The following is a 20,907-nucleotide window of genomic DNA, read 5'->3' on the forward strand; positions in this document are numbered from 1 at the left end:
ACTTTATTAGGTTAGATTCAAAGTATAGTTATTTTAGCAACCTATTTGTTTTATTTATGCCTTTAACAATTCAAAGAAATATTAATCAACGAAGCCAACAAAGCCAACGAAGCCAAGCCACAAGACAGTTAAAATCAGCTGCTAAAAAATCAAGCTCAGACGAAAAAATATTAAATGGTGTCAAAATTGCTAGTGGTGTTGCAGCTGCATTAGCTGGAGGCGGGGCTTTTTGGTTCTTAAAAGATTTTGGAGCAGATTCTGATTCTATATTTGGTTATATTAAAAAATCTTTAAAGTGGATTTTACTTAGTAGCGGGCTTGTTGGAGGAGGTATTATTGCATTTGGCTTTAAGAAAGATGGTGCGCTTCTTGTTGAAAATAAACAATTAAGACAAACAAGTTCACAACCTTCACTACCTCTAAACGAAGAGGAAAAAGAAGAATATGCACACAACTTGATTCAAGAATTATATGGAGAAAATAGAGTTAGTGAAGGAGCACAAAGAAATAAGATTTTTCAAGATTTATATGATTTGTTAACGAAGACAAGAGATAAAAATATCTCTTTAAATATTTCCAAAATAATTCTTTCGTCATTAGACAGAGTAAGCATTCAAACTGATCAAGACGTTAATGAATTTAGAAAATTGTTAGGGTTAATGAAAGATATTAAAAAACATGTCTTTGATTCAGGACTTTCTTTTAAATTAAATAATTCTATTCATATTATAGAAGAGAAAATAAAAAAGAGACTTGAAAGTGATTATGAGGGTATTGAGACTTCAATAATTTTAATTCAGGATGATTCTAAAGAACCAGAAGCACGTGCAGAAGAAATCTTACTTCTTAAAACAAAATATCAACAAACAGAAAATCCTTTAATTCATAGTGAATTAATTTCTTGCTTAGGTAAACTACGTGGTACGCCTTGTGGCGTTACATTAGCTGATACTTTGATGGATATAGATCCCGGAGCAGTTTATAAAGAATTTATGAGGGACAGGCTTTAATATTTTTAAAATATTTGTTACCAATGTAACCTTTGGTTACATCAAATTTCATTTCAATTATGCATAATAATTGAAATGGGCAATGATTTATTTCAGAACAAATATAGAATAAAATCTATTCGATTGGAGCATTGGGATTATTCATCTGATGGGGCATATTTTGTAACCATTTGTGTGAAAGATAGAGAATGTGTTTTGGGTGAAATTGTTAATGGAAAAATAAAATTATCAAAAATCGGGGATATTGTGAAACAATGTTGGTGTGAAATTCCAAAACATTTTAAAAATGTTGATTCGGACGAATTTATTGTAATGCCAAACCATGTGCATGGAATCATACAAATAACCAATGATGGTTGTGATGATGGTTGTAGAGACGCGATTAATCGCGTCTCTACGGGTACGGGTGGAATTACCCACAAATACAACCCAATGTTGTCAAAATCATTATCAACAATAATCCGATGGTATAAAGGACGTTGCAAATATGAAATAAATAAAAATCAAAACAAAATATATTTCCAATGGCAACCACGATTTTATGAATCAATCATTCGTAATGAAAACCATTTGAATGCAGTACGTGAATATATTGTTAATAATCCTTCAAGATGGGAATTCGATAGAAACAATAATCCTTTATACCACAGCCATTTGTAATTGATTTATTAATTTTTCAAAATCTGGAAATGATGTGCTTATCCACTCAGAGCCAGGAATTGTAATTGGTTCATTTGCTTTTAAGGCTGCTATTGCAATTGACATGGCTACTCTGTGATCTGAATGTTTTGGCCATTCAATATTTTGGTTTACTTGAAAAGGCTCTCCATTTAAACCATTAATTTCTAAACCATCCTCAAGCTCGTTTACTTCTACGCCAAGTTTTCTTAAAACTTGTACCATAACACTTATTCTGTCTGATTCTTTGTAACGTAGTTCTTTTGCATCTTTAATAATTGACTTTCCGCTTGCTTGAGCCATTGCAATGCACAAAATTGGGATTTCGTCTATTAGAGTTATAATTGTACTCCCTTTGACTTCAACTGCATTAAGATTGTTAGATGTTACAAATAAATCAGCAACTGGTTCACCTGAAGAATCTTTTTTGTTTGTAATTTCAATTTTTGTTCCCATCTTCTTGAGTACATTTAATATGCCTGTCCTTGTAGGATTTACTAATACTCTTTGTAAAAGCATTTCAGAGCTTTGGATTATGCTACATGCTGTTATAAAAAATGCAGCTGAAGATATATCACCTGGAATAGAAAGGTCTTGAGCTTTTAAGTCTTGTTCAGACCCAACTACAATTTCATTTTTTTCATGCTTGATTGTTGCACCAAAAACATTTAACATCCTTTCAGTATGATCCCTTGTTTTTTCTTTTTCAATTATTCTTGTTTCACCTTTAGCGTATAGTGCTGCTAGCATAATTGCAGATTTTACTTGTGCACTACTAACTAGCATTTCATAAGTAATTCCATGTAACATTCCTGGCAAAATTACAATAGGAGCTTTAGTATTATGTTCTCTAGCTGCAATTTTTGCACCCATAAGAGTAAGTGGCTCAATGACTCTGCCCATTGGACGACTTAAAAGTGAATCATCACCTGTAAGAATAGATAAGAAATTTTGTGTACTTAATAATCCACTAAGTAGTCTGATAGTTGTACCTGAGTTTCCACAGTTTAAAATGTTTTTAGGTTCTGAAAATGAGTTTCTTCCCTTACCATAAATAGTTATAGATTCATAATTGTTATAAGTGTTAATTTCAATACCAAGCTGCTGCATTATTTTTAAAGTATTTAAACAGTCTCTGCTTGTTAATAAATTTTTAATTTCTGTTCTTCCATTTGCAACTCCTCCAATAATAATTGCTCTGTGGGATATTGATTTGTCAGCTGGAACTGAGATGGTTGACTTAATTGGATTTTTTAAGGGAGTAACTGTAAATTGTTTCATTTTACAATTTCTATCTGGATGTTATTGGCTGCTTGGATATTTTGGTGGGTTCTAGCTCCACCAGTGAATCATTTCCTTGTAATGTTGCAAAAAGTTTATTAGATTCAGTATCGTAAAAAAGGTAATATGGCTTGATAATATTGTCAGCTAAAACTGTTACTTCTTTGTTTTGAGTAATTTTTAAAATTGAATTACCAGTATAATTAGCAACATAAATATTATCGCTTTGATCTATTGCAATACCTACAGGACCTTTTATTCCAAGTTTTTCAATAAATATTTCTCTTGTACCATTAGCATTTATTCTTTCAATACGATCTTTTGTAAAGTTAGCAACGTATAAATTATTCTTGCTGTCTTTTGCTATACCTGTTGGTCCACCATTAAGATTACTAGTAACTGTCTTAACTGGATCTTTAAAATCTTCTTGTGATGGCTTAGTAAGAGTGTTAACTAAAAGCTGAGCTTGGCTTTCAGCAGTACTACTATTATTTTGTTGTACTAGTGTTTGATTTATTATTCCTAGCTTGTTCATTACTTCTCCATACTTAGGGAAATCTTTAGGCAGCAGAGAGAAATATTCCTTTGCTTTTATAAAGTTTTTGTTTTCATAGTAACAACTGGCAAGTTCGTAAGTTGCTTCAGCATCTTTTGAATTTAATTCAACTGCTTTTTGGAAGAAAAAAATTGCAAGAGGTAGATTTTTTTGTTTTTTATAAATTGCTCCGAGATTATAATAAGCATCAACAAACTCAGGATCTAAATCAATTGCTTTTTTAAAATAAATTACTGCTGATTGAAGATCTCCTTGTTCGTAACTTTTTAAGCCTAAGTTATATAAACTTGCACTTGCTGGTTTAGGATTAAAGTTCTTAGCACTTTCTTTTGCCTCTTGTATTCCTTGAGAGTAAGCAGGAGTATGTATAAAGCATAAAATTAAGAGAATAAACAATAAAAAAATATTTAAACTAATTTTTTTTCTACTCATAATCACGTAGGTATTCTAACACATTTGTTAATTAATAATTAAAAGTAATCTATGTAGTCTTCATTGCATTACAATAATTGTTGTGAAGAGATATAAGAAAGGATAGGGAAATGGTGGTGGAAGAAAAGACTATGTCAGGTAAACTTTTATTTAATCCACAAGCTTTTTGTATAAGATTAAATTCACCAAGTGGATCATTTTCAGGTATTGCAACAATTATAAATGGCTCTGGAGGTCATTTAGGTGATATTAAAGTAGTTGAAAATAATCAAAATTTTGTTACTAGAGATATTCATTTTTTTTCTAATACAATCCAAGCAAGAGAAATTATTTCAAAGTTACATGACTTACCAGGAACACAAATTCTTGATGTTCAAAATGAAGTTTACAATGCCCATGTCAGTGGAAAAATTGAGATCAAATTAAAAAAAGAAGTAAGAGATTATAGAGACTTATCGGTAGTTTATACACCAGGTGTAGCTGAAGTTTGTAGAACCATTCATCAGGATCAAAAGCTTGCTTATAACCTAACAATTAAAAAAAATTCAGTTGCAGTTGTTACTGATGGCTCTGCTGTTTTAGGGCTTGGAAATATTGGACCTTATGCTGGAATGCCTGTTATGGAAGGTAAGGCAATGTTATTTAAAATGCTTGCAGATGTTGATGCTTATCCTATTTGCCTTGATGTAAAAACTCCTGATGAAATTGTTCAAATAGTTAAAGCAATTGCTCCTGGTTTTGGCGGGATAAATCTTGAAGATATTGCAGCACCAAAATGTTTTGAAATAGAAAGAAGATTACAAAATGAACTTGACATTCCTGTTTTTCATGATGATCAACATGGAACTGCAGTTGTTGTTACTGCTGCTCTTTTTAATGCTGTAAAAGTAGTTGGTAAAAAGTTAGAAGATTTAGAGATAGCAATCACTGGAGCTGGTGCTGCAGGAGTTTCTTGTGCAAAGATGTTACTTTTTGCAGGTGTAAGAAATATTATTGTTACTGATAGAAATGGTGCTATTTATATGGGAAGAAAAGAAATGAATCCTGCTAAAGAAGAACTTGCATCACTTACAAATCAAGAAAGACAAAAAGGAGCAATTTCAGATGTTATAAAAGGTGCTGATGTATTTATAGGTGTGTCAGGACCCAATTTGGTTAGTGTAGATGATATTAAATCAATGGCAAAAGATCCAATTGTTTTTGCTTTGTCAAATCCTGATCCTGAAATTAAACCTGAACTTGCAAAACCATATGTAAGGATCATGGCAACTGGTCGCTCTGATTATCCAAATCAAATAAACAATGTTTTATGTTTTCCTGGGCTCTTCCGCGGACTACTAGATAGTTATGCTACAACTGTTACAGAAAAAATGAAATATGCAGCAGCAAAAGCAATTGCTTCAATAGTCCAAGATTATGAATTAAGTGAAAGCTATATAATCCCAAACATATTCAATAAACATGTAGCACCTGCAGTTGCAAGTGCAGTTGCAGATGCTGCTTTTGAAGATAGGGTTACAAAAGTTATTCCAGAAGTTGATTTAAAGTTAATATAGTTATTTATCTATCTAACCCACCTCTTAAGTCAGTCCTTTGTGATCTTACGGGTGATTGATTAGTAGTTTCTTCTTCTTCTCTTTCAAAATTTCCACCATGAACAGTTCTTGCATGTTTTATTAAATCTAGAAGTTGTTCCCTTTTTCCTCTTAAATCTGTCCTTGTTTGAAGAATTGGTAACCCATTTGTTGCATCATATATGTAGCCAAGAGTTCCAGCTCTCAATATAAATCCATACTCAGCTGCTTTTACAGCAATTTGAATTGCAAACTCTTCGGCGCCGTACTTCATTAAATACTGAGAGCATAAAATATCAAATACTTCCCAATCTAGCTCTCCAATTGTGTTTGGTTTGATATTCCTTGAATCAAATCTTTCAAAAGCAGTTATACATAGTTTATGAATTACTATTGCAAGGTCCCTATCTAAATCTCTATAGTCTCTTACAGCAGCTATTGTAGAATGGACAGATTTAATATCTATCTCAAGATTTGGGTTTCTTAATGCTTTTGAAAGTAGTCTTACAGCATTTGGAACTTGATCTGGTATCCTTCTTAAATCATGAATTGTTTTATCAATTCTAGCCTTATCTTTTATCTGTAATTTTCTATCAAGGTACTCAACTGCAATTTTATATGCCAGCTCTCCTCTTATACTTAAATCAGATGGTATGGGTTTTCCTTCCCGGCTTTTGGGATTTGCAAGTCTTGCAATGGTAATTTCTATAAATTGTGGATCTTTTAGCTCACCATGTTTAACAGCAGTTAAAACTAGCTGTCCATAAGCAATATTATTGCCTGGCTTTTTACTATCACTTGCTTGAACAGCAGTAGTTGTGATCATCGGTTCTTCAAAATGTAACCCATTTTCTATAGCACTTAACATTAGCCCTGCTGTTTCAAATGGACATTCTTTTTGACCAGCTACTATTGTTGACTCTGTAGTAATCGGCTTTGGTCTGGTTTCATAATTTATTTTATTTTTAAAACAATAAGTTGCAAGTAAAACAGCAGCTAGAACTTCTCCATTTTCTCTAAGACCTCTTACAATTGATTCAATGTCTCGCTTTGTATTTTCATCAGTTAAAAAAGTAAGTTTAGCTCGTATTGCTTCTTCGATTAGCTGAACTCCTTCTGCATAGTCTCCTTCCTTTCTAGCTTGTGATAAGCGACTTTCATATTCGTGTGGTTGGTAACGCAAATTAGATGTAGAAGCTTGAGCACAAACAGTTTTACCAACAGTAGCAGCTTGTACATCTCCACCAGGCTTTTCACCACTTTTAACTGCAGATGGAGTAGTAGGGAGAGGCTTGTTTACCAGAGGCTTTACTGCTAATTTTGCTTGTTGTTGTAGTCGTGCACGTTCAATCCTGCTTTTTTTACTCATATTAAAATTCCCTTTTTAATATTTTATATGATCTGTCTACAATTAATCTCATCATGATATATTTAAGAAGTTTTAGGACAGGTTAGATGAGTCAAGCAAAGAAAAACTATTTTCCATTACTTTTTGCAGTAGCCTTTACATATTTTACTTTTGGAGCAATTACAAATGTAGCAGGTGCAATTGTACCTAAGATTAAAGAAACATATCAAGTAAGTGGCTCAGCATCTAGTTTTCTAGCTTCTGTTTTTTTTATTGCCTACGGCTTAACATCAGTTCCATTTGGTTTTGTAATTAATAAATACGGGACAAAATTTACTTTGCTCTTAGGAGCACTCATTACTACAGCTGGTGTTTTTCTCTTTGCTAGTGTGCCTGGTTATTATCCAAATATGATTAGTATGTTTACATGTGGCGTTGGAATTACAGCTCTTCAAGTTAGCCTTAATCCTCTTGTTAAAGAAATTAGTAACCCTGAAAAGTATTCTAGAAACTTAACTTTGTTTATGGTCTTGTTTGGGGTTGGATCATATGTAGCTCCTCATGTTGTAACTTGTGTAAAGTCAAGAGGACTAGAGTGGAATTATGCATATTGGTTATTTACAGCTGTTTCAATAGTTATGTTTTTTTCTTTAGCTTTTCCAAAATATCCTTCCGAACTCAGGGCTGGACATGTCCAGCCCCTACAAAACTCAAAAACTGGATTTGTAGAACTCTTAAAAGATCCATTAATGCTTATGTACACATTAGCGATTTTTCTTTATGTAGGAGTTGAAGTAGGAGTTGCATACAATATTGGACTTTTTTTAGAAGATGCTCATAATATTTCAACTATTTTAGGAAATAATGCTGAGAGTATTAAAAATTCAACAATTGCAAATTACTGGCTTGGTTTACTTCTTGGCAGATTATTAGGAAGTTTTGTTTTGGATAAAATTCCAACTAAAAAAGCAATTCAAATTTATATTTCTTGTGCAGCTCTTGCTTTAGGAGTTGCAGTCTTTTCAAAAAGCTTAACTATTGTGTTGTGGGCATTTCCAATTGTAGGATTTTTTATATCAATTATGTTTCCTTCAATTTATGGCCTTGCTATTGACTCTTATAAAAAAGAATATTCTGGCATAGTTTCAGGAATACTTTGTACTGCAATAATTGGTGGTGCTGTAATTGCACCAGTAATTACAAAAGTTTCAGAAATAACAGGTTCATTACAAGAACCAAACTGGCATATTGCTATGTTAATTGCTTTTGCTTGTTATGCATATATTTTTACAGTAGGGATTTGGGCAAAAGGAAAAAGAATAGAAGGATGAAACATATAGTCTTTGCTTCTTTGCTTCTTTGTCTCTTTGCTTCTTCTGTATCAGCAAAACTTGGAAATAAGGTTCACGAAAATCAAAAACAATTTAGCAAAGAACTTTTTACAAGACAATTTTCTGAAGAAGGGAAAAATTTTTCTGGAAGAAAAGTTTACCAAGCTCCTTTTTACGGGTGGCAAATAGACACTATATATAAAGATGGGAGATCTTTCTCAGAAACAGCAAGACCTAAAGGAAATAAAGTTAGTAAAAAAATGATTACTGAAAGAGAAGCAAATATTATTGCAGATCTTTTATATCCTAAAAAAGAACGTGGTCAGTACAGAAAGCAAATTAAAAATGCACATTTTATAAGTCATTTTTTTGAGCATGGTCTTGTAAGTTATGAAATGGCATTAGATAAAAGAAAAAAATATCATGTAGGAATTGTTGGGGTTAGAACTGTGTTATATAGTGATGGTGATATATTTAAAGACATTATGGTAAATGCATATCATTAGAAAAACATCCTAACTATTGTCAGGTAAATAATCTCTTAGCTTTGTACTTCTAACGGGATGTCTTAGTTTTCTTAAAGCTTTAAATTCAATTTGCTTAACTCTCTCGCGTGGAAGCTGAAATAATTTGCTTACTTCATCTAAAGATCTTTGTTGACCATCTTCTAGTCCAAAACGTAAACAAATTAAATGTCTTTCTCTTTCATTTAATTCTTCTAAAACTTTGTTTAAGTCTTGCCTTAGGAATTCATTTGAAACCTGAGTGTCTGGCTGAACAATTGAATTATCTTCAATAAAATCAGATAGCTTTGTATCTTCTTCTTTTCCAAAAGGTGTTTCTAGTGAAACAGGTTCTTTAATTGCTTTTAGAATTTCATCTAGTTTTTCTTTTGAGATTTTCATTACTTTTGCAATCTCATCTTCTGAAGGTTTTCTGTTTAGTTGGTTTGCTAAGTAGTCAGTGATTCTACGAACCTTGTAAAGATTTTCTACCATATGTACTGGAACTCTTATAGCATTTCCTTTATCAGCAATTGCTCTTGTAATTGCTTGTTTTATCCACCACGTTGCATAAGTAGAAAATTTAAAGCCACGGCTGCCATCAAATTTTTCAACAGATTTCATTAGACCTATGTTTCCTTCTTGAATTAAATCTAAAAAATTTAATCCTCTTCCTAAATATCTTTTAGCAATTGAAACTACCAACCTTAAATTGGCTTGAATTAATTTTCTTTTAGCAACTTCAGCTTCTTCTCCGCCCTGTGAGATTGTTTTTGAAATTTCTAACTCTTCTATTGGTTTTAAGAGAGGAACCTTTCCAATTTCTTTTAAGTAAAGTTTAACTGAATCATCAATTGGTACATTTATATCTAAGAAAAAGTCATCAAAAGTATCTTCATCAGTAAAGGTCGTGATTTTATCCTGGTTATTTTTTGTAGTATTGTCTTTCAAATTTTTAACTGGTGAATCGTGATAAACGTCACATGTAACAAGATCACTTAAGTGATTTTCTGTTACTTTTAATGTATTCATTTTTTACCCCTTATTGTAGAAAAAATAACTCTGAGGTACTAAGCCCACATGAACTAATAAAACTCATGAAGTTTAGCGTTTTGTTAACAACTTTACGTTCTTGCTGTTTGTTAAAAATACGTTAAGTAGTTGAGTTTAAAATCTAATCCCGCAAGTCCTGATAGAGTAGTAAATATGTACTATTTTGAATTTGATTCAAAAAAAGTTCTTCTACATTGTGGAGATTGCTTAGATATCTTAAAAAATTATAATGAAAATATATTTGATTGTATTTTTGTAGATCCACCTTATCTTTTATCTAACAATGGTTTTACATGTCATTCGGGCCAAAGAACATCAGTAAACAAAGGCAATTGGGATATAAGTAAAGGTCCTGAATATGATTTTGAATTTCATAAAAAGTGGCTGTCTGAATGTAAACGAGTATTAAAACCATCCGGAACAATTTGGATAAGTGGTACATATCATTCTATTTATTTATGTGGTTTTCTTTTACAATTACTTGGATTTCACTTGTTAAATGATATTTGTTGGTTTAAGCCAAATGCTCCACCAAATTTAAGTTGTCGTTATTTTACATGTAGTCATGAAACTTTAATATGGGCAAAGAAAGATAAAAAATCAAAGCACTATTTTAATTACAAAACAATGAAAGAAAATAGCTGGCATGATGATCTTTTGAAAAAAACAAATGCCCAGATGCGTACAGTCTGGTCAATAACTTCGCCAAAAAAAGAAGAAAAAAAGTTTGGTAAACATCCCACGCAAAAACCAATTGCATTATTAAAAAGAATTATTCTTGCAAGTACTAAAGAAGGAGATTTAATTTTAGATCCTTTTTGTGGGAGTTCTACAACTGGCATTGCTGCACATATATTAAATAGGAGATTTGTTGGAATAGATATAGAAAAAAAATATCTTGATATTGGAATTAAAAGATTTGAAGAATCAAAATGTCAACTCCCGCTATTTTAAGGTTGGATCTCTAAACTTGTAGTAAAATATTATAGTTATGCGTAAGTCAATTTTTTCAAATAGAAAATATATTTTAAGCTCAGGTCGTGAGATTGATCTAAGTGCAGAACATATAGGTAATAGAGTTATTGTTTCAGGTATGTTTAATTTTTTAGATCCAGTTCAAGAAATTGGACATTCAGCATTAATCAGGATAGAAAATAATCAAACAGTTTCGTTTGAATCAATTGGTGCAAAAAATATTGATGATGAAAATTTAAAAGAAATTTTAAAACCAATTGAAGGACTAAATGGTTCAGACAATAATTTAAAAATATTTGAACTAAATGAATTAATTAGTGTAATGCAACAGTTTTTACAAAAGATTGATAAAGAACTAGCTACAAAGAAATAATGTCTGACCTCATTACTGGTCCATCAATGCAGGTTCTTAAATGTTTTTCACCTGTTTTTATTACACATGACATACAAACACCAAAGCCACAAGCCATATATTCTTCAAATGAAACTTGGGCAATAACATTAAAATCATTACAAACTTTAATAACACTCTTTAACATTGGTGTTGGTCCACACACAAATATTTCCTGATTTTTATTTTTCTTTAATTCATTAATAAGTAGTTCCGTAACAAAACCTTTTTTATCTGAACTACCATCATCTGTTATAGATTCAACATCACCATATTTTTTTAATTCTTCAGTACAAATAAGATCATCTTTTGTTCTTGCTCCAAAAAGTGTTTTAACTTTGTAGCCTTTTTCATGGGCAATTCTTGCAACAAGTGGAAAAGTTGCAATTCCAATACCACCAGCAACTATTAAGATAGACTTTTGTTTATTTTCAGGGTAAGTAAATCCTTTTCCTAAAGGCCCATTAATAAGTATTTGATCTCCAATTTTTAATTTGCTTAAAAAGCTAGTGCCTTCTCCAATTACTTTATAAAGAAAACCAATTTTATCCTCGTTTATTTCATAAATGCTAAATGGCCTAAGGAGATACTGTCCTGATTCCATCATTACAAACTGTCCTGGAGTTATATTTGAAACAATTCCAGGAGCATAAAACCAACTTACATAATAGTCTTTTCCAACTGATATATTTTTTATTAGTTTTGCTTTAGTTAAAACTTGCTTAGAAAGCATTCTAGAGTTAAAACCTAATTATTCCCCAACCAACTAATGCAGAAGAGAGCATAAATACTCCTGCTGTTATCCATGTTAATTTATTTAATCCTGCTTCTGCTTGAGAAGGACCACTAAATAAACTTGCTTGACCACCAATACCACCAAGTCCTTCACCTTTTGCAACATGCAAAAGAACTAAAGCTAATAATGCAATTCCGCTTAAGACTTGAACAGCTACTATAAAATATGCCATAACAAAGTTATTTTATCACAACAAACCCCTGGTTGGATTTGTAAATAAAGAGACAAATATTTTAAACAATGCAGGAAGAAGGATTAAAAGAAGTATAAGAGCAATTGCAGGTTTTATTGAAAAGCTAATTTGAAAAGCATTTATTTGTGGTGCAGCTCTTGACATTATTCCTAAAATTAAATCAACTGCAAGTAAAAAAATAACTATGGGTGATATGATTAAAAATCCAATAATAATTACATCAGCACTTATTCTAAGTAGTTTGTCAAAGCTAAAATTTATTTGATGAATGACTACAGGAAATGTCTCATAGCTTTTGTAAAATCCTTCGATTACTTTTTCAAGACCTCCCATTGAGATAAATATTATTAAAGCAATCATCTCAAAAAATCTTCCAATGATTGTACTTTGAACTTGATTTCCTGGATCAAATACAGTTGCTGCATTTAAAGCCATTTGCATGTCTAGCATTTCACCTGCAATTCTTCCAATTTCTAGTATTAATTGAGCAACCCAACCAATTAACATACCAACTAAAACATTCATTACAATTAAATAAACAAACTCAAATTCTTTTGGATATTCTTGAGGTACTTCTAAAAGTGGCATTAAAATTAAACTTAAAATAATTGAAAAAGTAATTCTAATAGGAGCTGCGATGGTTCTGTGAGATAAAAGTGGTGCAGTACTTGCGAATGCAACTGAACGAGTAAAAACTAAAAACCAAACATTTATAATGCCTCCTAATTCTTGCAGTAGTTTTGCTTGGTTTACAATAATATTTGAAATCTCAAACATGGAATTTCTTACTTTTTTACTCCAGCCAATTAGCTCTTTCAGTTTGCTCGTTTTTTGTTTCCTGGCTTTCTATATTTTCTTCTTCCACTTGTTGTGGTTCAGTATTTGTTACAGTAGAATCCTGAAGAGGTATTTCAGTTTGTGGAGGCCTGGCTTCAACAGGCGGAGGCAGAGGCGGAGGTAATGTCTCTACTTGTGTTTGAGGCTCTTGAACTTGCAATTGAGATTCAATTTGTGTCTGAGGTTGAGGTTGAATAATTGGTGCTTCAATTGGCAAGGCTCCCTTTAAAGGGGCTATTGGAACTGTTAGTACTTTTGGTATTTGAGGCACTGTTTGTACAGAAGGAAGAGAAGGTTTACTTATTGGTGGAGGCTTCACTATTTCAGGAGAACCTAAATATGGAATTCCTTGAGGTATTTCTAATACCTCGTTTTCAATTTTTTCAACGTTAGGTACCTTTTCAAAACCTTCTTTAAATTCACCCTTTGTAGAAACACCTGTTGGAATAACTTTTTGAGACTGACGAGGAATAAAAGTAAATGCAGATGATAATGTCTTGGTAGTGTATTGATTTAAATATTGAAACATCCAAAAACCAAGAGAAATAATGAGAACAAAAACACCAATTATTTTTAAGGCTGACCCAATTGTTTGTTCCTGAACCTGTGTTGCTGCTTGAAGAACACCAATAACAAGACCAATAAAAGCAGCAGCTAAGACAAGCGGTCCTGAAATTACTAAGACTACAATTATCCCGTCCCTAATTGCTTGCGGCATCCAGTTCATAAAAACAATTGCTCCTTAGTTAGTTAAAGCTTTGTACTAGGCCTTTAATTATAAGCGACCAACCATCAATTGCTACAAATATTAAAAGCTTAAAAGGTAAAGAAACTATCGTTGGTGACAACATGATCATACCTAAAGCTAATAAAATGTTTGCAACTATTAAATCAACTACTAAAAACGGAATGAAAATTAAAAATCCAATTTGAAATGATGTTCTTAATTCACTTAATAAAAATGCTGCTATCAAATGCCTGAATTCTACATCTTCAGGAGTGTCTGGATTTGGAGTATTGCTAATGCGGTAAAAAAAAGCTAGGTCTTTCATCTCAGTTTGTTTTAGCATAAATTTTCTTAAGGGCTTATATGCTTCAGTAACTGCTTGTGGGACACTGATTCGTTGATTGCTTAAAGGAATTAAAGCTCTTTCATTTATCTCATTTAGTGAAGGTCCCATTATGTAACCAGTAATAATTATTGCCATTCCAATTAAAACTAAATTTGGTGGTACTTGTTGTGTACCAATTGAAGTTCTTAAGAGCGACAAAACAATTACTATCCTTAAAAAAGGTGTCATTGTCATTATTATTAATGGAAGCATTGATAAAATCACAAGCAATACAGTGATTTGTAGTGATGGTTCTAAATTTGGAAGAATGTTTTGCCAGTTCATTTTTGTAACCATTAATTTATTATTTTCATTTCTTTGTGAGATGAAAATAATTTTATTTTTTCTTGTAGTGATATTTCATATAAACCTGACTGTGAGCTAAGCTTGGTTGATTTAATTAAATTTCTTTCCTTTAAACAATTTAAGACAAGTATAGGTAATGCTTTTGCTTCCTTTGCTATATAAAATGCTACAAGACTTGCTAATCCAGATCCAAGAAAAATTGTTGTTAGTTTAATAAGAAAAGAAAAAACATCTTTCATTTTCTTAGCTTTCTTCAAGATTTTCTAATTCATCAGCAAAAGTTGCTTTTTTTTCACTCTTGCTTTCTTGTTTATCAATCAAATCATTTATTTCTACTCCACCAGGTGAACCTTTTAATCCTCTTTTTGCTCCAATTAAAAGATCAGTTACTCTCAGACCAAACTGATTTCCAACAATTACTAATTCTCCTTTTGCTACTGGCTTACCCTGGGCAGTTAAAACAAGTTCAGAATCTAAAACAGAACCTAATGGCAATACTCCACCTGACTTAAGTTCTAAAACTTGTTTTAAGGGGATCATAATTTTCTGAAACTCTGCAGTTAATTCCAGAGGGAGACTTGAAAGTGGATCTTCTTCAATATTTTTTGGCCTTATCATTTCACTTGCTAGCTCGTTAATATTTCCTATTTCTTTTAAATAAACCGGGTGATCTTCTTCAGGTAAGACGAGACTAATTTCACCTAAGTGCCAGTTAAATTTGCTTGTGTCGCTATCTTCAAATATTATGAGATCTTCTAGCTCAATTGACTTAATTTCATTAAACGATAACTTAGTGCCCCCTACTAAAAAACCTACAGGCACTTTTATACCGGTATTAGCAAGTTTGTTTAAATCAACAATATCTCCTGCACTTGTCTTTGTAATTTCCTTTGGCCTGAAACTTGCAGGTATACCATAAGCAATTCTTCCAATCTCACCTTCATTAGACTGAACTACCCAAACTAAATAAATTAAATCCATTAAAAAAGGATGTTTAGCATCAACTTCCCAGTATCCTTTCATTTTTGTTTCAACGCCCCCTAAAAATGATTGAAGAATATTTAATTCTAGTTCATTAACTTTTTTTATATTAAATGGACGATTTACAGGAGATTCACCAAAAGTCTGATTTAACAAAAACTCAGTAAGCTTAGAATCAATTCTTATTTGTCCGTTATAGCTATTGTGTTGCCATGAAGCACCTATGCCAATCCAATTATTTGGATCTAAATCAAGTAATATTGCAATTAGTTTTGTTCTAACTTTAATTCCAAAAAAATTTTGGATGACATCATTTATTTCTATTTTTTCATTTGACCAAAGATGTAAATTATCCATAAGAGGCTCATTAATAATTTGAAATGAGTCTGGTTTAAATGGATTTATGCCTAATTGTCTAATTAGCTCCTTATTTTTGTTTTTTATCACAGTAACATTATTCCCTTAATTAGGGGAAAACCTACAATGTGCTATAAATATTATCTGAAACTTAATTTTTAATACATTTATTTTAGTGACTGCTGTATTATAAAAACAAAAATGCCTGAAATTGAAGTCCCAGATTTTTTTGTACCAAACCCAAAACAAGATCCAAGACTAAATGATTTAGTTAATTGGTTTAAAAAGTTTTGGGGTTACTTAATCTTTGTATTAATAATGCTTTTATTTCTTTCTGGTTCAATTGTAAAAGTAGATGCTGGAGAAAGAGCAGTTGTATTTAATATCTTTGGTGGCATAGAAAAAAGAGTTCTTGGAGAAGGGATACACATTGTTTTGCCACCAGTCCAATTAGCAACAATTTATGATGTTAAACAAGCAACCTATAATTTTACTTCAGATGAACAAGGCGGGCAAGGACAAGTAGTTGGAAGAGAAATACATTCACTAACATCTGATGGACAAAAAGTTGATGTGGAACTTTCTGTAAGAGCTAAACCACAACCAACTGAGCTTTGGAAATTACATAAAACTATTGGGCCTGACTATGCTTCAAAAGTAATATTTCCTAAAGCAAGATCAGTATTAAGGGAAGTACTTTCAACTTATCCTGTTGAAGATGTTTACAGTGTAAAGAGGCAAGAAATACAAAACGAAATTCAAGAACAGCTTACAAATGATCTTGCAAGAAAATATTTTATTGATGTAGAAGAAATCTTAATTAGAAATGTAAGATTTTCAAAAGAATTTCAAGATGCAATAGATCGCAAACAACAAGCATTTCAGGAATTTTTAAAAATGGAATATGTTCTTGCTAGTGAAAGAGCCAAAAAAGATGCAAAAATCTTTCAAGCAGAAGGAGAAGCTAAAGCAATAAATCTAAGAGTTAATGCCTTAAGAGCAAATCCAGATTTTATAAAATACAGGAGAGCACAAATTTTTGGGAGGAAGGCAAAACTAATACTTAGCAATGAGTAATGAGGAACAATAAATAATGAATAAAGAGAGCTTAACAGCATTAGGAATGGCAATATTAATTTCTCTTGTATTAATTTTTAGTGGTTCACTAATTAAAATTATTCCAGCAGGACATGCAGGTGTAGTGTTTAACTTATTTGGTGGAGTAGAAAAAAGAGTATTAAATGAAGGAGTTAATTTTGTTATTCCATTTGTTGAAGCAGTAACAACTTATGATGCAAGAAAGATCTCTTATACATTTTCTGACAATCTCGAAAGAAGTTCAGTAGGACAAAGTATTAAATGCCAAACCAATGATGGACAACAAATTGACATTGACCTGACAGTAATTGCACACTTAGATAAAAATAAAACATGGAAAATCCATCAGGATTTAGGAAGAGACTATGCTCAAAAACTTATAGTCCCTCAATCAAGAAGCATAATTAGAAATATAGTTGCTAAGTATCCAATTGACACTGTTTATACATCTTCAAGAGCAGGCCTAGCTAAGGATGTAGAACATGCACTTAGAAAATCTTTTTTAAAAAGCGGACTTTACTTAGATGAATTATTAATCAGGGGGATTACTTTTTCACCTGCATTTGCAGAAGCAGTTGAAAGAAAACAAATTGCACTTCAGGAATCTCAAAGGCAAAATTGGATTAAAAAAACTGCTGAACGAGAGAAAGAAAGAAAAATTATTGAAGGCGAAGGTGATGCAAGAGCTTTATCAGTAAAAGGACAAGCACTTAGCTTGGATCCACGTATTGCAGAACTTGAATTCTTAGAGCAAATTGAACAAAGAGAAACTGAGATTCCAATAATCACTGGAGCAATGAATGTAATATTATCTATTGGTGAACTATTAAACGAACCTCTAAGAACATTGCCAAATAATACAAAAGAATAAATGAAGAAAACTTTTTTACGAAATCCAAAAGGTTCAAGAGATTGGCTTCCAAATGAAGTAATTAAACAAGAGTTTGTAAGAAGATCTCTTGTTAAAGTATTTGAACTTTGGGGATACAGACCTATTCAAACTCCAATACTTATTAGCTGGGATACTTTAAGTCAAGGCAGTAGTAAACTTGCCGATGTTGCTTTTAAATTAATGGGTGAGCATGGAGAACTTTTAGCGTTAAGGGCTGATTTAACTACACCTATTGCTAGAGTTACTGCAGAAAGGATGCAGAAAGAAAAGTTACCATTTAGATTTTATTATGTTGGAAAAGTATTTAGATATCATGCAAGAAAAACAACAAACGAACGCGAGCTTTATCAAGTTGGGATTGAGCTTATTGGCTCAAAAGAAGGAATTTCAGATTTAGAATGCTTACAAGTACTTTTAGATAGTTTAAGTAAACTTAAACTTAAAAAATATCTTGTCTTGTTTAATCACTCAACATTATGGGTTGAACTATTTAAATGTTTTGGAAATATTGCTCAAGAACTTTATAAAGCTTTGTCTAAAAAAGATTTAATCTTGTTTAATTTAATCCTTTCTAAATCCAAACTTTCAAACAAAGAAAAAGAATTTTGGAGTAGATTAATTCAAGTTAGAGGAAATAAAGATGCAATTAAAGAAATCAAGCAATTAGCAAAGCTTGTCAAAAGATTAAAGATAAAAAAAATAATTTCTTATTTTGAAAAAATTTTAAACTTATTTGAAAATAATATTGAAATAGATTTAAGTTTAACTAGTGATGTTGATTATTATACGGGGATTTATTTTGAGGTTATTACTCCTTTTTTAGGAAGAAATATCGGTTCGGGTGGTAGATACGATGAGCTAATCAGCAAGTTTGGATTTAATACTCCTGCTATTGGTTTTTCTTTTTGTTTAGAAGATTTACTTTTAACTTTAGAAAATCAATCACATAAATTCCTAGACTTTAAGCCTCCTGAACTTATTGCAAAAGGAAGAAACATAAAAAATACTTTTAAAGCAATTAAAAAACTACACTCGAGAAACAAGAACGCAACAATAAAAATATGAAGAAAGACTCTAAAGAACTAACCATTGCAATTCCAAAAGGGTTTCTCCATGATGGAAGTTATAAATATCTTTCAAAACTCGGAATAAATTTTACAGATAAAAATTTTAAGGACACAAATAGAGAATTAGTATTTTTTGATAAACAAAATAATATTAAAGGACTTTTAGTAAGGCCTAATGATGTAAGTGTATATGTAGAACATGGAAGTGCAGATTTAGGAATAGTAGGTTTAGATTTGTTACAAGAACAAGTTCCTGATGTTATCAAGTTAAGAGACTTAAAATTTGGCAGGTGCAAACTTGTTCTTGCTGTCAAAAGAGACTCTCAAGTTAAAAGTGTAAAAGATTTGCCACCAAATTCTAAAATTGCTACTAAGTTTACAAAATTAGCAAATGATTTTATTAACAAATATGGTTTAAGTGCTGAAGTTATTAAGTTATATGGATCTGTAGAACTTGCACCAATAGTTGGTCTTAGCAATGCAATTATTGATTTAGTTGCTACTGGAAAAACACTTAAAGCAAATAATTTAATTTCAATAGAAACAATTTTAGAAAGCACTGCAACATTAATTGCAAATCCTGTATCTTTTAAGATTAAGAAGTCAGAAATATTAAAGTTTGAAGCATAGCTAGACAATATGGATAGATTGTACTAGAATCATAGTAAGGATTAAAAAAAAGATAACACACTCATGAATCAATGGATGATTCACATATGTGGTTTTCTTGAAAAAAAGCTCAAGCAGAGTATTTCTAAATCTGCGTACATTGATTCAAAAGCAGAAATACTTGGCAAAGTTTGTGTTGGAGAAAATACAAACATCGGGCAAAGCAAAATTATTGCTGAGGATTGTTGTTTAATTAACATAGCAAAACACTCAGCAATAAGAAGTCAGGTATTAATAAGAGCAAGGCATCATATAATCCAGGCCAAGCGAGAAATCACTGACATATTTATTGGAAGTAAGGTTTACATCTCAAGTGAAGTAATGATTGAAGGGCCAGTAATTATATCTGATGGAACATTTATAGGAGGAAAATCAAAAATTATTAATTCAATAGTTGGAACAAATTGTTTAATTGAAGATAACGTAACACTTCAAAATGTATATGTACCGCCAAATTCTGTAATTTATTCTAAATCCTTTATAGATTCAAAAGAAAAATTAGATCAAGTTATTCAAGAAAGCAAAATTGAAAGTTGTTGTGAGTTTAGTTGTTTAGGAAATAAATAAACTATTTCTCCATTCTTGAATAGATTTTAGATTTTTTAAGGTTGCTAACTTAAGTGCTTTTTTTAATTCTTTAAAGTACCGAGGTAAAAGTTGTACAAGTTCATTAGAGTTTGAAGTAAGTAAACCTAAACTCATTTCAGGATTCCCCCCTGCAATTCTTGTTGTATCTCTAAAACCACTTGATGCAATAGTCATGGCTAACTTTTTTAATTTTTTATCATTTGTATTTTTAACTAACTGGCAAAGTCCTATTGAAACAAGTAAAGGAAAATGGCTAATCAGTGCTACAGCCTTGTCATGTTTTTCTGGAGTAGTTATTATTGGCTTAGCATGAATTCTTGTAATAATTTTTTTAATTCCTTTAATTAATTTCTTATTTTTATCAGTAGGAGTTAAAATCCATGTACAATTTTTAAAAAGATCTTTTTTAGATGCACTAAATCCAGCGTGCTCGGTACCTGCCATTGGATGACCACCTATGAAGAAACGAGCTGGCGAAACGGCGAAACGACGAGACGGCAAAAAGTATTGTTTTGCAATCTTACATATTTTAACTTTTGTACTTCCTACATCAGTAACTATAACTTCTTTTTTTAATTTTAGAGCTGCGATTTTTTTTATATAATCAGGTATAAATCTTAAAGGAGTTGCAATAAAAATTACATCTGCTTTTTTGAGTACCTTAGAATCTGGTTTTGTAGAGCCTATGTCAATTGCTTTTTCTTTTTTAGCAAGTTTTATTGTCTTAGGATTTCTTGTTATTCCAATTACTGTGTAACCTTTTCCTTTTAATGCTTTTGCAAGTGACCCACCAATTAAGCCAAGTCCAATTATTGCTATGCATTTAGTTTTATTTTCTTTTAGCATAACTATTTATTATATCCAAATACGGTATACTTT

Annotated in this window: 24 protein-coding genes; 12 read left to right on the forward strand and 12 right to left on the reverse strand. The window is 31.4% G+C overall.

Annotated features, from left to right (window positions below):
- The first annotated feature begins 56 nt into the window (after positions 1–56).
- Positions 57–1,010, forward strand: a complete 954-nt coding sequence (locus HYY52_03710; GenBank protein MBI2995793.1) for a hypothetical protein — start codon at positions 57–59, stop codon at positions 1,008–1,010.
- 75 nt (positions 1,011–1,085) lie between these two features.
- Positions 1,086–1,670, forward strand: coding sequence for a transposase (locus HYY52_03715; protein MBI2995794.1), 585 nt, complete (start codon positions 1,086–1,088; stop codon positions 1,668–1,670).
- Here the strand turns inward: HYY52_03715 and aroA are convergent.
- Positions 1,650–2,969, reverse strand: a complete 1,320-nt coding sequence (gene aroA, locus HYY52_03720) for a 3-phosphoshikimate 1-carboxyvinyltransferase (GenBank protein ID MBI2995795.1) — start codon at positions 2,967–2,969, stop codon at positions 1,650–1,652. The two genes, HYY52_03715 and aroA, sit on opposite strands and share 21 nt — an antisense overlap.
- A gap of 10 nt (positions 2,970–2,979) precedes the next feature.
- A complete protein-coding gene (locus tag HYY52_03725; protein MBI2995796.1) occupies positions 2,980–3,957 on the reverse strand; it encodes a tetratricopeptide repeat protein in 978 nt (325 codons plus the stop codon).
- 131 nt (positions 3,958–4,088) lie between these two features.
- Between HYY52_03725 and HYY52_03730 the strand changes: the two genes are divergently transcribed.
- Positions 4,089–5,513, forward strand: coding sequence for an NAD-dependent malic enzyme (locus HYY52_03730; protein MBI2995797.1), 1,425 nt, complete (start codon positions 4,089–4,091; stop codon positions 5,511–5,513).
- Positions 5,514–5,517: 4 nt separating this feature from the next.
- Here the strand turns inward: HYY52_03730 and HYY52_03735 are convergent, their stop codons facing one another.
- Entirely contained in the window at positions 5,518–6,900 is a 1,383-nt protein-coding gene (locus HYY52_03735) for a hypothetical protein (GenBank protein ID MBI2995798.1), read from the reverse strand.
- An 86-nt stretch (positions 6,901–6,986) separates the two neighbouring features.
- Between HYY52_03735 and HYY52_03740 the strand changes: the two genes are divergently transcribed.
- Both HYY52_03740 and HYY52_03745 read left to right on the forward strand, forming a co-directional pair.
- Positions 6,987–8,210 carry an MFS transporter gene (locus HYY52_03740; protein MBI2995799.1) on the forward strand — a complete coding sequence of 408 codons (1,224 nt, stop codon included), beginning with the start codon at positions 6,987–6,989 and terminating at the stop codon, positions 8,208–8,210.
- A complete protein-coding gene (locus HYY52_03745) occupies positions 8,207–8,716 on the forward strand; it encodes a hypothetical protein (GenBank protein ID MBI2995800.1) in 510 nt (169 codons plus the stop codon). Before HYY52_03740 ends, HYY52_03745 begins: the two co-directional genes overlap by 4 nt.
- A 9-nt stretch (positions 8,717–8,725) precedes the next feature.
- Here HYY52_03745 and HYY52_03750 read toward each other — a convergent pair whose 3' ends face one another.
- Positions 8,726–9,745, reverse strand: a complete 1,020-nt coding sequence (locus HYY52_03750) for a sigma-70 family RNA polymerase sigma factor (protein MBI2995801.1) — start codon at positions 9,743–9,745, stop codon at positions 8,726–8,728.
- A gap of 174 nt (positions 9,746–9,919) precedes the next feature.
- Between HYY52_03750 and HYY52_03755 the strand changes: the two genes are divergently transcribed.
- Together HYY52_03755 and HYY52_03760 are read left to right on the forward strand one after the other, a co-directional pair.
- Positions 9,920–10,720, forward strand: coding sequence for a site-specific DNA-methyltransferase (locus tag HYY52_03755; protein MBI2995802.1), 801 nt, complete (start codon positions 9,920–9,922; stop codon positions 10,718–10,720).
- 37 nt (positions 10,721–10,757) lie between these two features.
- Positions 10,758–11,114 (forward strand): hypothetical protein, encoded by a 357-nt coding sequence (locus tag HYY52_03760; GenBank protein MBI2995803.1) that lies wholly within the window; start codon positions 10,758–10,760, stop codon positions 11,112–11,114.
- On the opposite strand, the gene HYY52_03765 is transcribed toward HYY52_03760, so the two are convergent.
- The 7 genes from HYY52_03765 to HYY52_03795 are packed head-to-tail and all read right to left on the reverse strand — an operon-like array spanning position 11,101 to position 15,804.
- On the reverse strand, positions 11,101–11,865 hold the full coding sequence (locus HYY52_03765) for a dihydroorotate dehydrogenase electron transfer subunit (protein ID MBI2995804.1): 765 nt from the start codon (positions 11,863–11,865) through the stop codon (positions 11,101–11,103). The genes HYY52_03760 and HYY52_03765 overlap by 14 nt on opposite strands.
- A gap of 7 nt (positions 11,866–11,872) precedes the next feature.
- On the reverse strand, positions 11,873–12,100 hold the full coding sequence (gene secG / locus HYY52_03770; protein MBI2995805.1) for a preprotein translocase subunit SecG: 228 nt from the start codon (positions 12,098–12,100) through the stop codon (positions 11,873–11,875).
- A 15-nt stretch (positions 12,101–12,115) separates the two neighbouring features.
- A complete protein-coding gene (gene fliR, locus HYY52_03775) occupies positions 12,116–12,898 on the reverse strand; it encodes a flagellar biosynthetic protein FliR (protein MBI2995806.1) in 783 nt (260 codons plus the stop codon).
- A gap of 16 nt (positions 12,899–12,914) precedes the next feature.
- Positions 12,915–13,685 (reverse strand): flagellar biosynthetic protein FliQ, encoded by a 771-nt coding sequence (locus HYY52_03780; protein MBI2995807.1) that lies wholly within the window; start codon positions 13,683–13,685, stop codon positions 12,915–12,917.
- 19 nt (positions 13,686–13,704) lie between these two features.
- The gene (gene fliP / locus HYY52_03785) at positions 13,705–14,355 is read right to left on the reverse strand and encodes a flagellar type III secretion system pore protein FliP (GenBank protein ID MBI2995808.1); all 651 of its coding nucleotides are present in this window, start codon (positions 14,353–14,355) and stop codon (positions 13,705–13,707) included.
- Between the two features lie 11 nt (positions 14,356–14,366).
- Positions 14,367–14,615, reverse strand: a complete 249-nt coding sequence (locus tag HYY52_03790; GenBank protein ID MBI2995809.1) for a hypothetical protein — start codon at positions 14,613–14,615, stop codon at positions 14,367–14,369.
- A gap of 4 nt (positions 14,616–14,619) precedes the next feature.
- A complete protein-coding gene (locus HYY52_03795; protein ID MBI2995810.1) occupies positions 14,620–15,804 on the reverse strand; it encodes a FliM/FliN family flagellar motor switch protein in 1,185 nt (394 codons plus the stop codon).
- A gap of 111 nt (positions 15,805–15,915) precedes the next feature.
- On the opposite strand from HYY52_03795, the gene HYY52_03800 reads away from it, so the two are divergent.
- The 5 genes from HYY52_03800 (at position 15,916) to HYY52_03820 (ending at position 20,007) form a co-directional block, all read left to right on the forward strand.
- Positions 15,916–16,791 (forward strand): prohibitin family protein, encoded by an 876-nt coding sequence (locus HYY52_03800; GenBank protein MBI2995811.1) that lies wholly within the window; start codon positions 15,916–15,918, stop codon positions 16,789–16,791.
- A 16-nt stretch (positions 16,792–16,807) separates the two neighbouring features.
- Positions 16,808–17,683 carry a prohibitin family protein gene (locus HYY52_03805; GenBank protein ID MBI2995812.1) on the forward strand — a complete coding sequence of 292 codons (876 nt, stop codon included), beginning with the start codon at positions 16,808–16,810 and terminating at the stop codon, positions 17,681–17,683.
- The gene (locus tag HYY52_03810) at positions 17,684–18,769 is read left to right on the forward strand and encodes an ATP phosphoribosyltransferase regulatory subunit (GenBank protein ID MBI2995813.1); all 1,086 of its coding nucleotides are present in this window, start codon (positions 17,684–17,686) and stop codon (positions 18,767–18,769) included.
- Complete coding sequence (locus HYY52_03815) at positions 18,766–19,401, forward strand: ATP phosphoribosyltransferase (protein ID MBI2995814.1); 636 nt, start codon at positions 18,766–18,768, stop codon at positions 19,399–19,401. Before HYY52_03810 ends, HYY52_03815 begins: the two co-directional genes overlap by 4 nt.
- A 63-nt stretch (positions 19,402–19,464) precedes the next feature.
- Positions 19,465–20,007: a hypothetical protein gene (locus HYY52_03820; GenBank protein MBI2995815.1), complete on the forward strand. Its 543-nt coding sequence runs from the start codon at positions 19,465–19,467 to the stop codon at positions 20,005–20,007.
- Here the strand turns inward: HYY52_03820 and HYY52_03825 are convergent.
- Positions 19,993–20,874 (reverse strand): prephenate dehydrogenase/arogenate dehydrogenase family protein, encoded by an 882-nt coding sequence (locus HYY52_03825; GenBank protein MBI2995816.1) that lies wholly within the window; start codon positions 20,872–20,874, stop codon positions 19,993–19,995. The two genes, HYY52_03820 and HYY52_03825, sit on opposite strands and share 15 nt — an antisense overlap.
- Positions 20,875–20,907: the final 33 nt, after the last annotated feature.

The sequence above is a fragment of the Candidatus Melainabacteria bacterium genome (assembly GCA_016193285.1).
Taxonomy (GTDB): domain Bacteria; phylum Cyanobacteriota; class Vampirovibrionia; order 2-02-FULL-35-15; family 2-02-FULL-35-15; genus JACPSL01.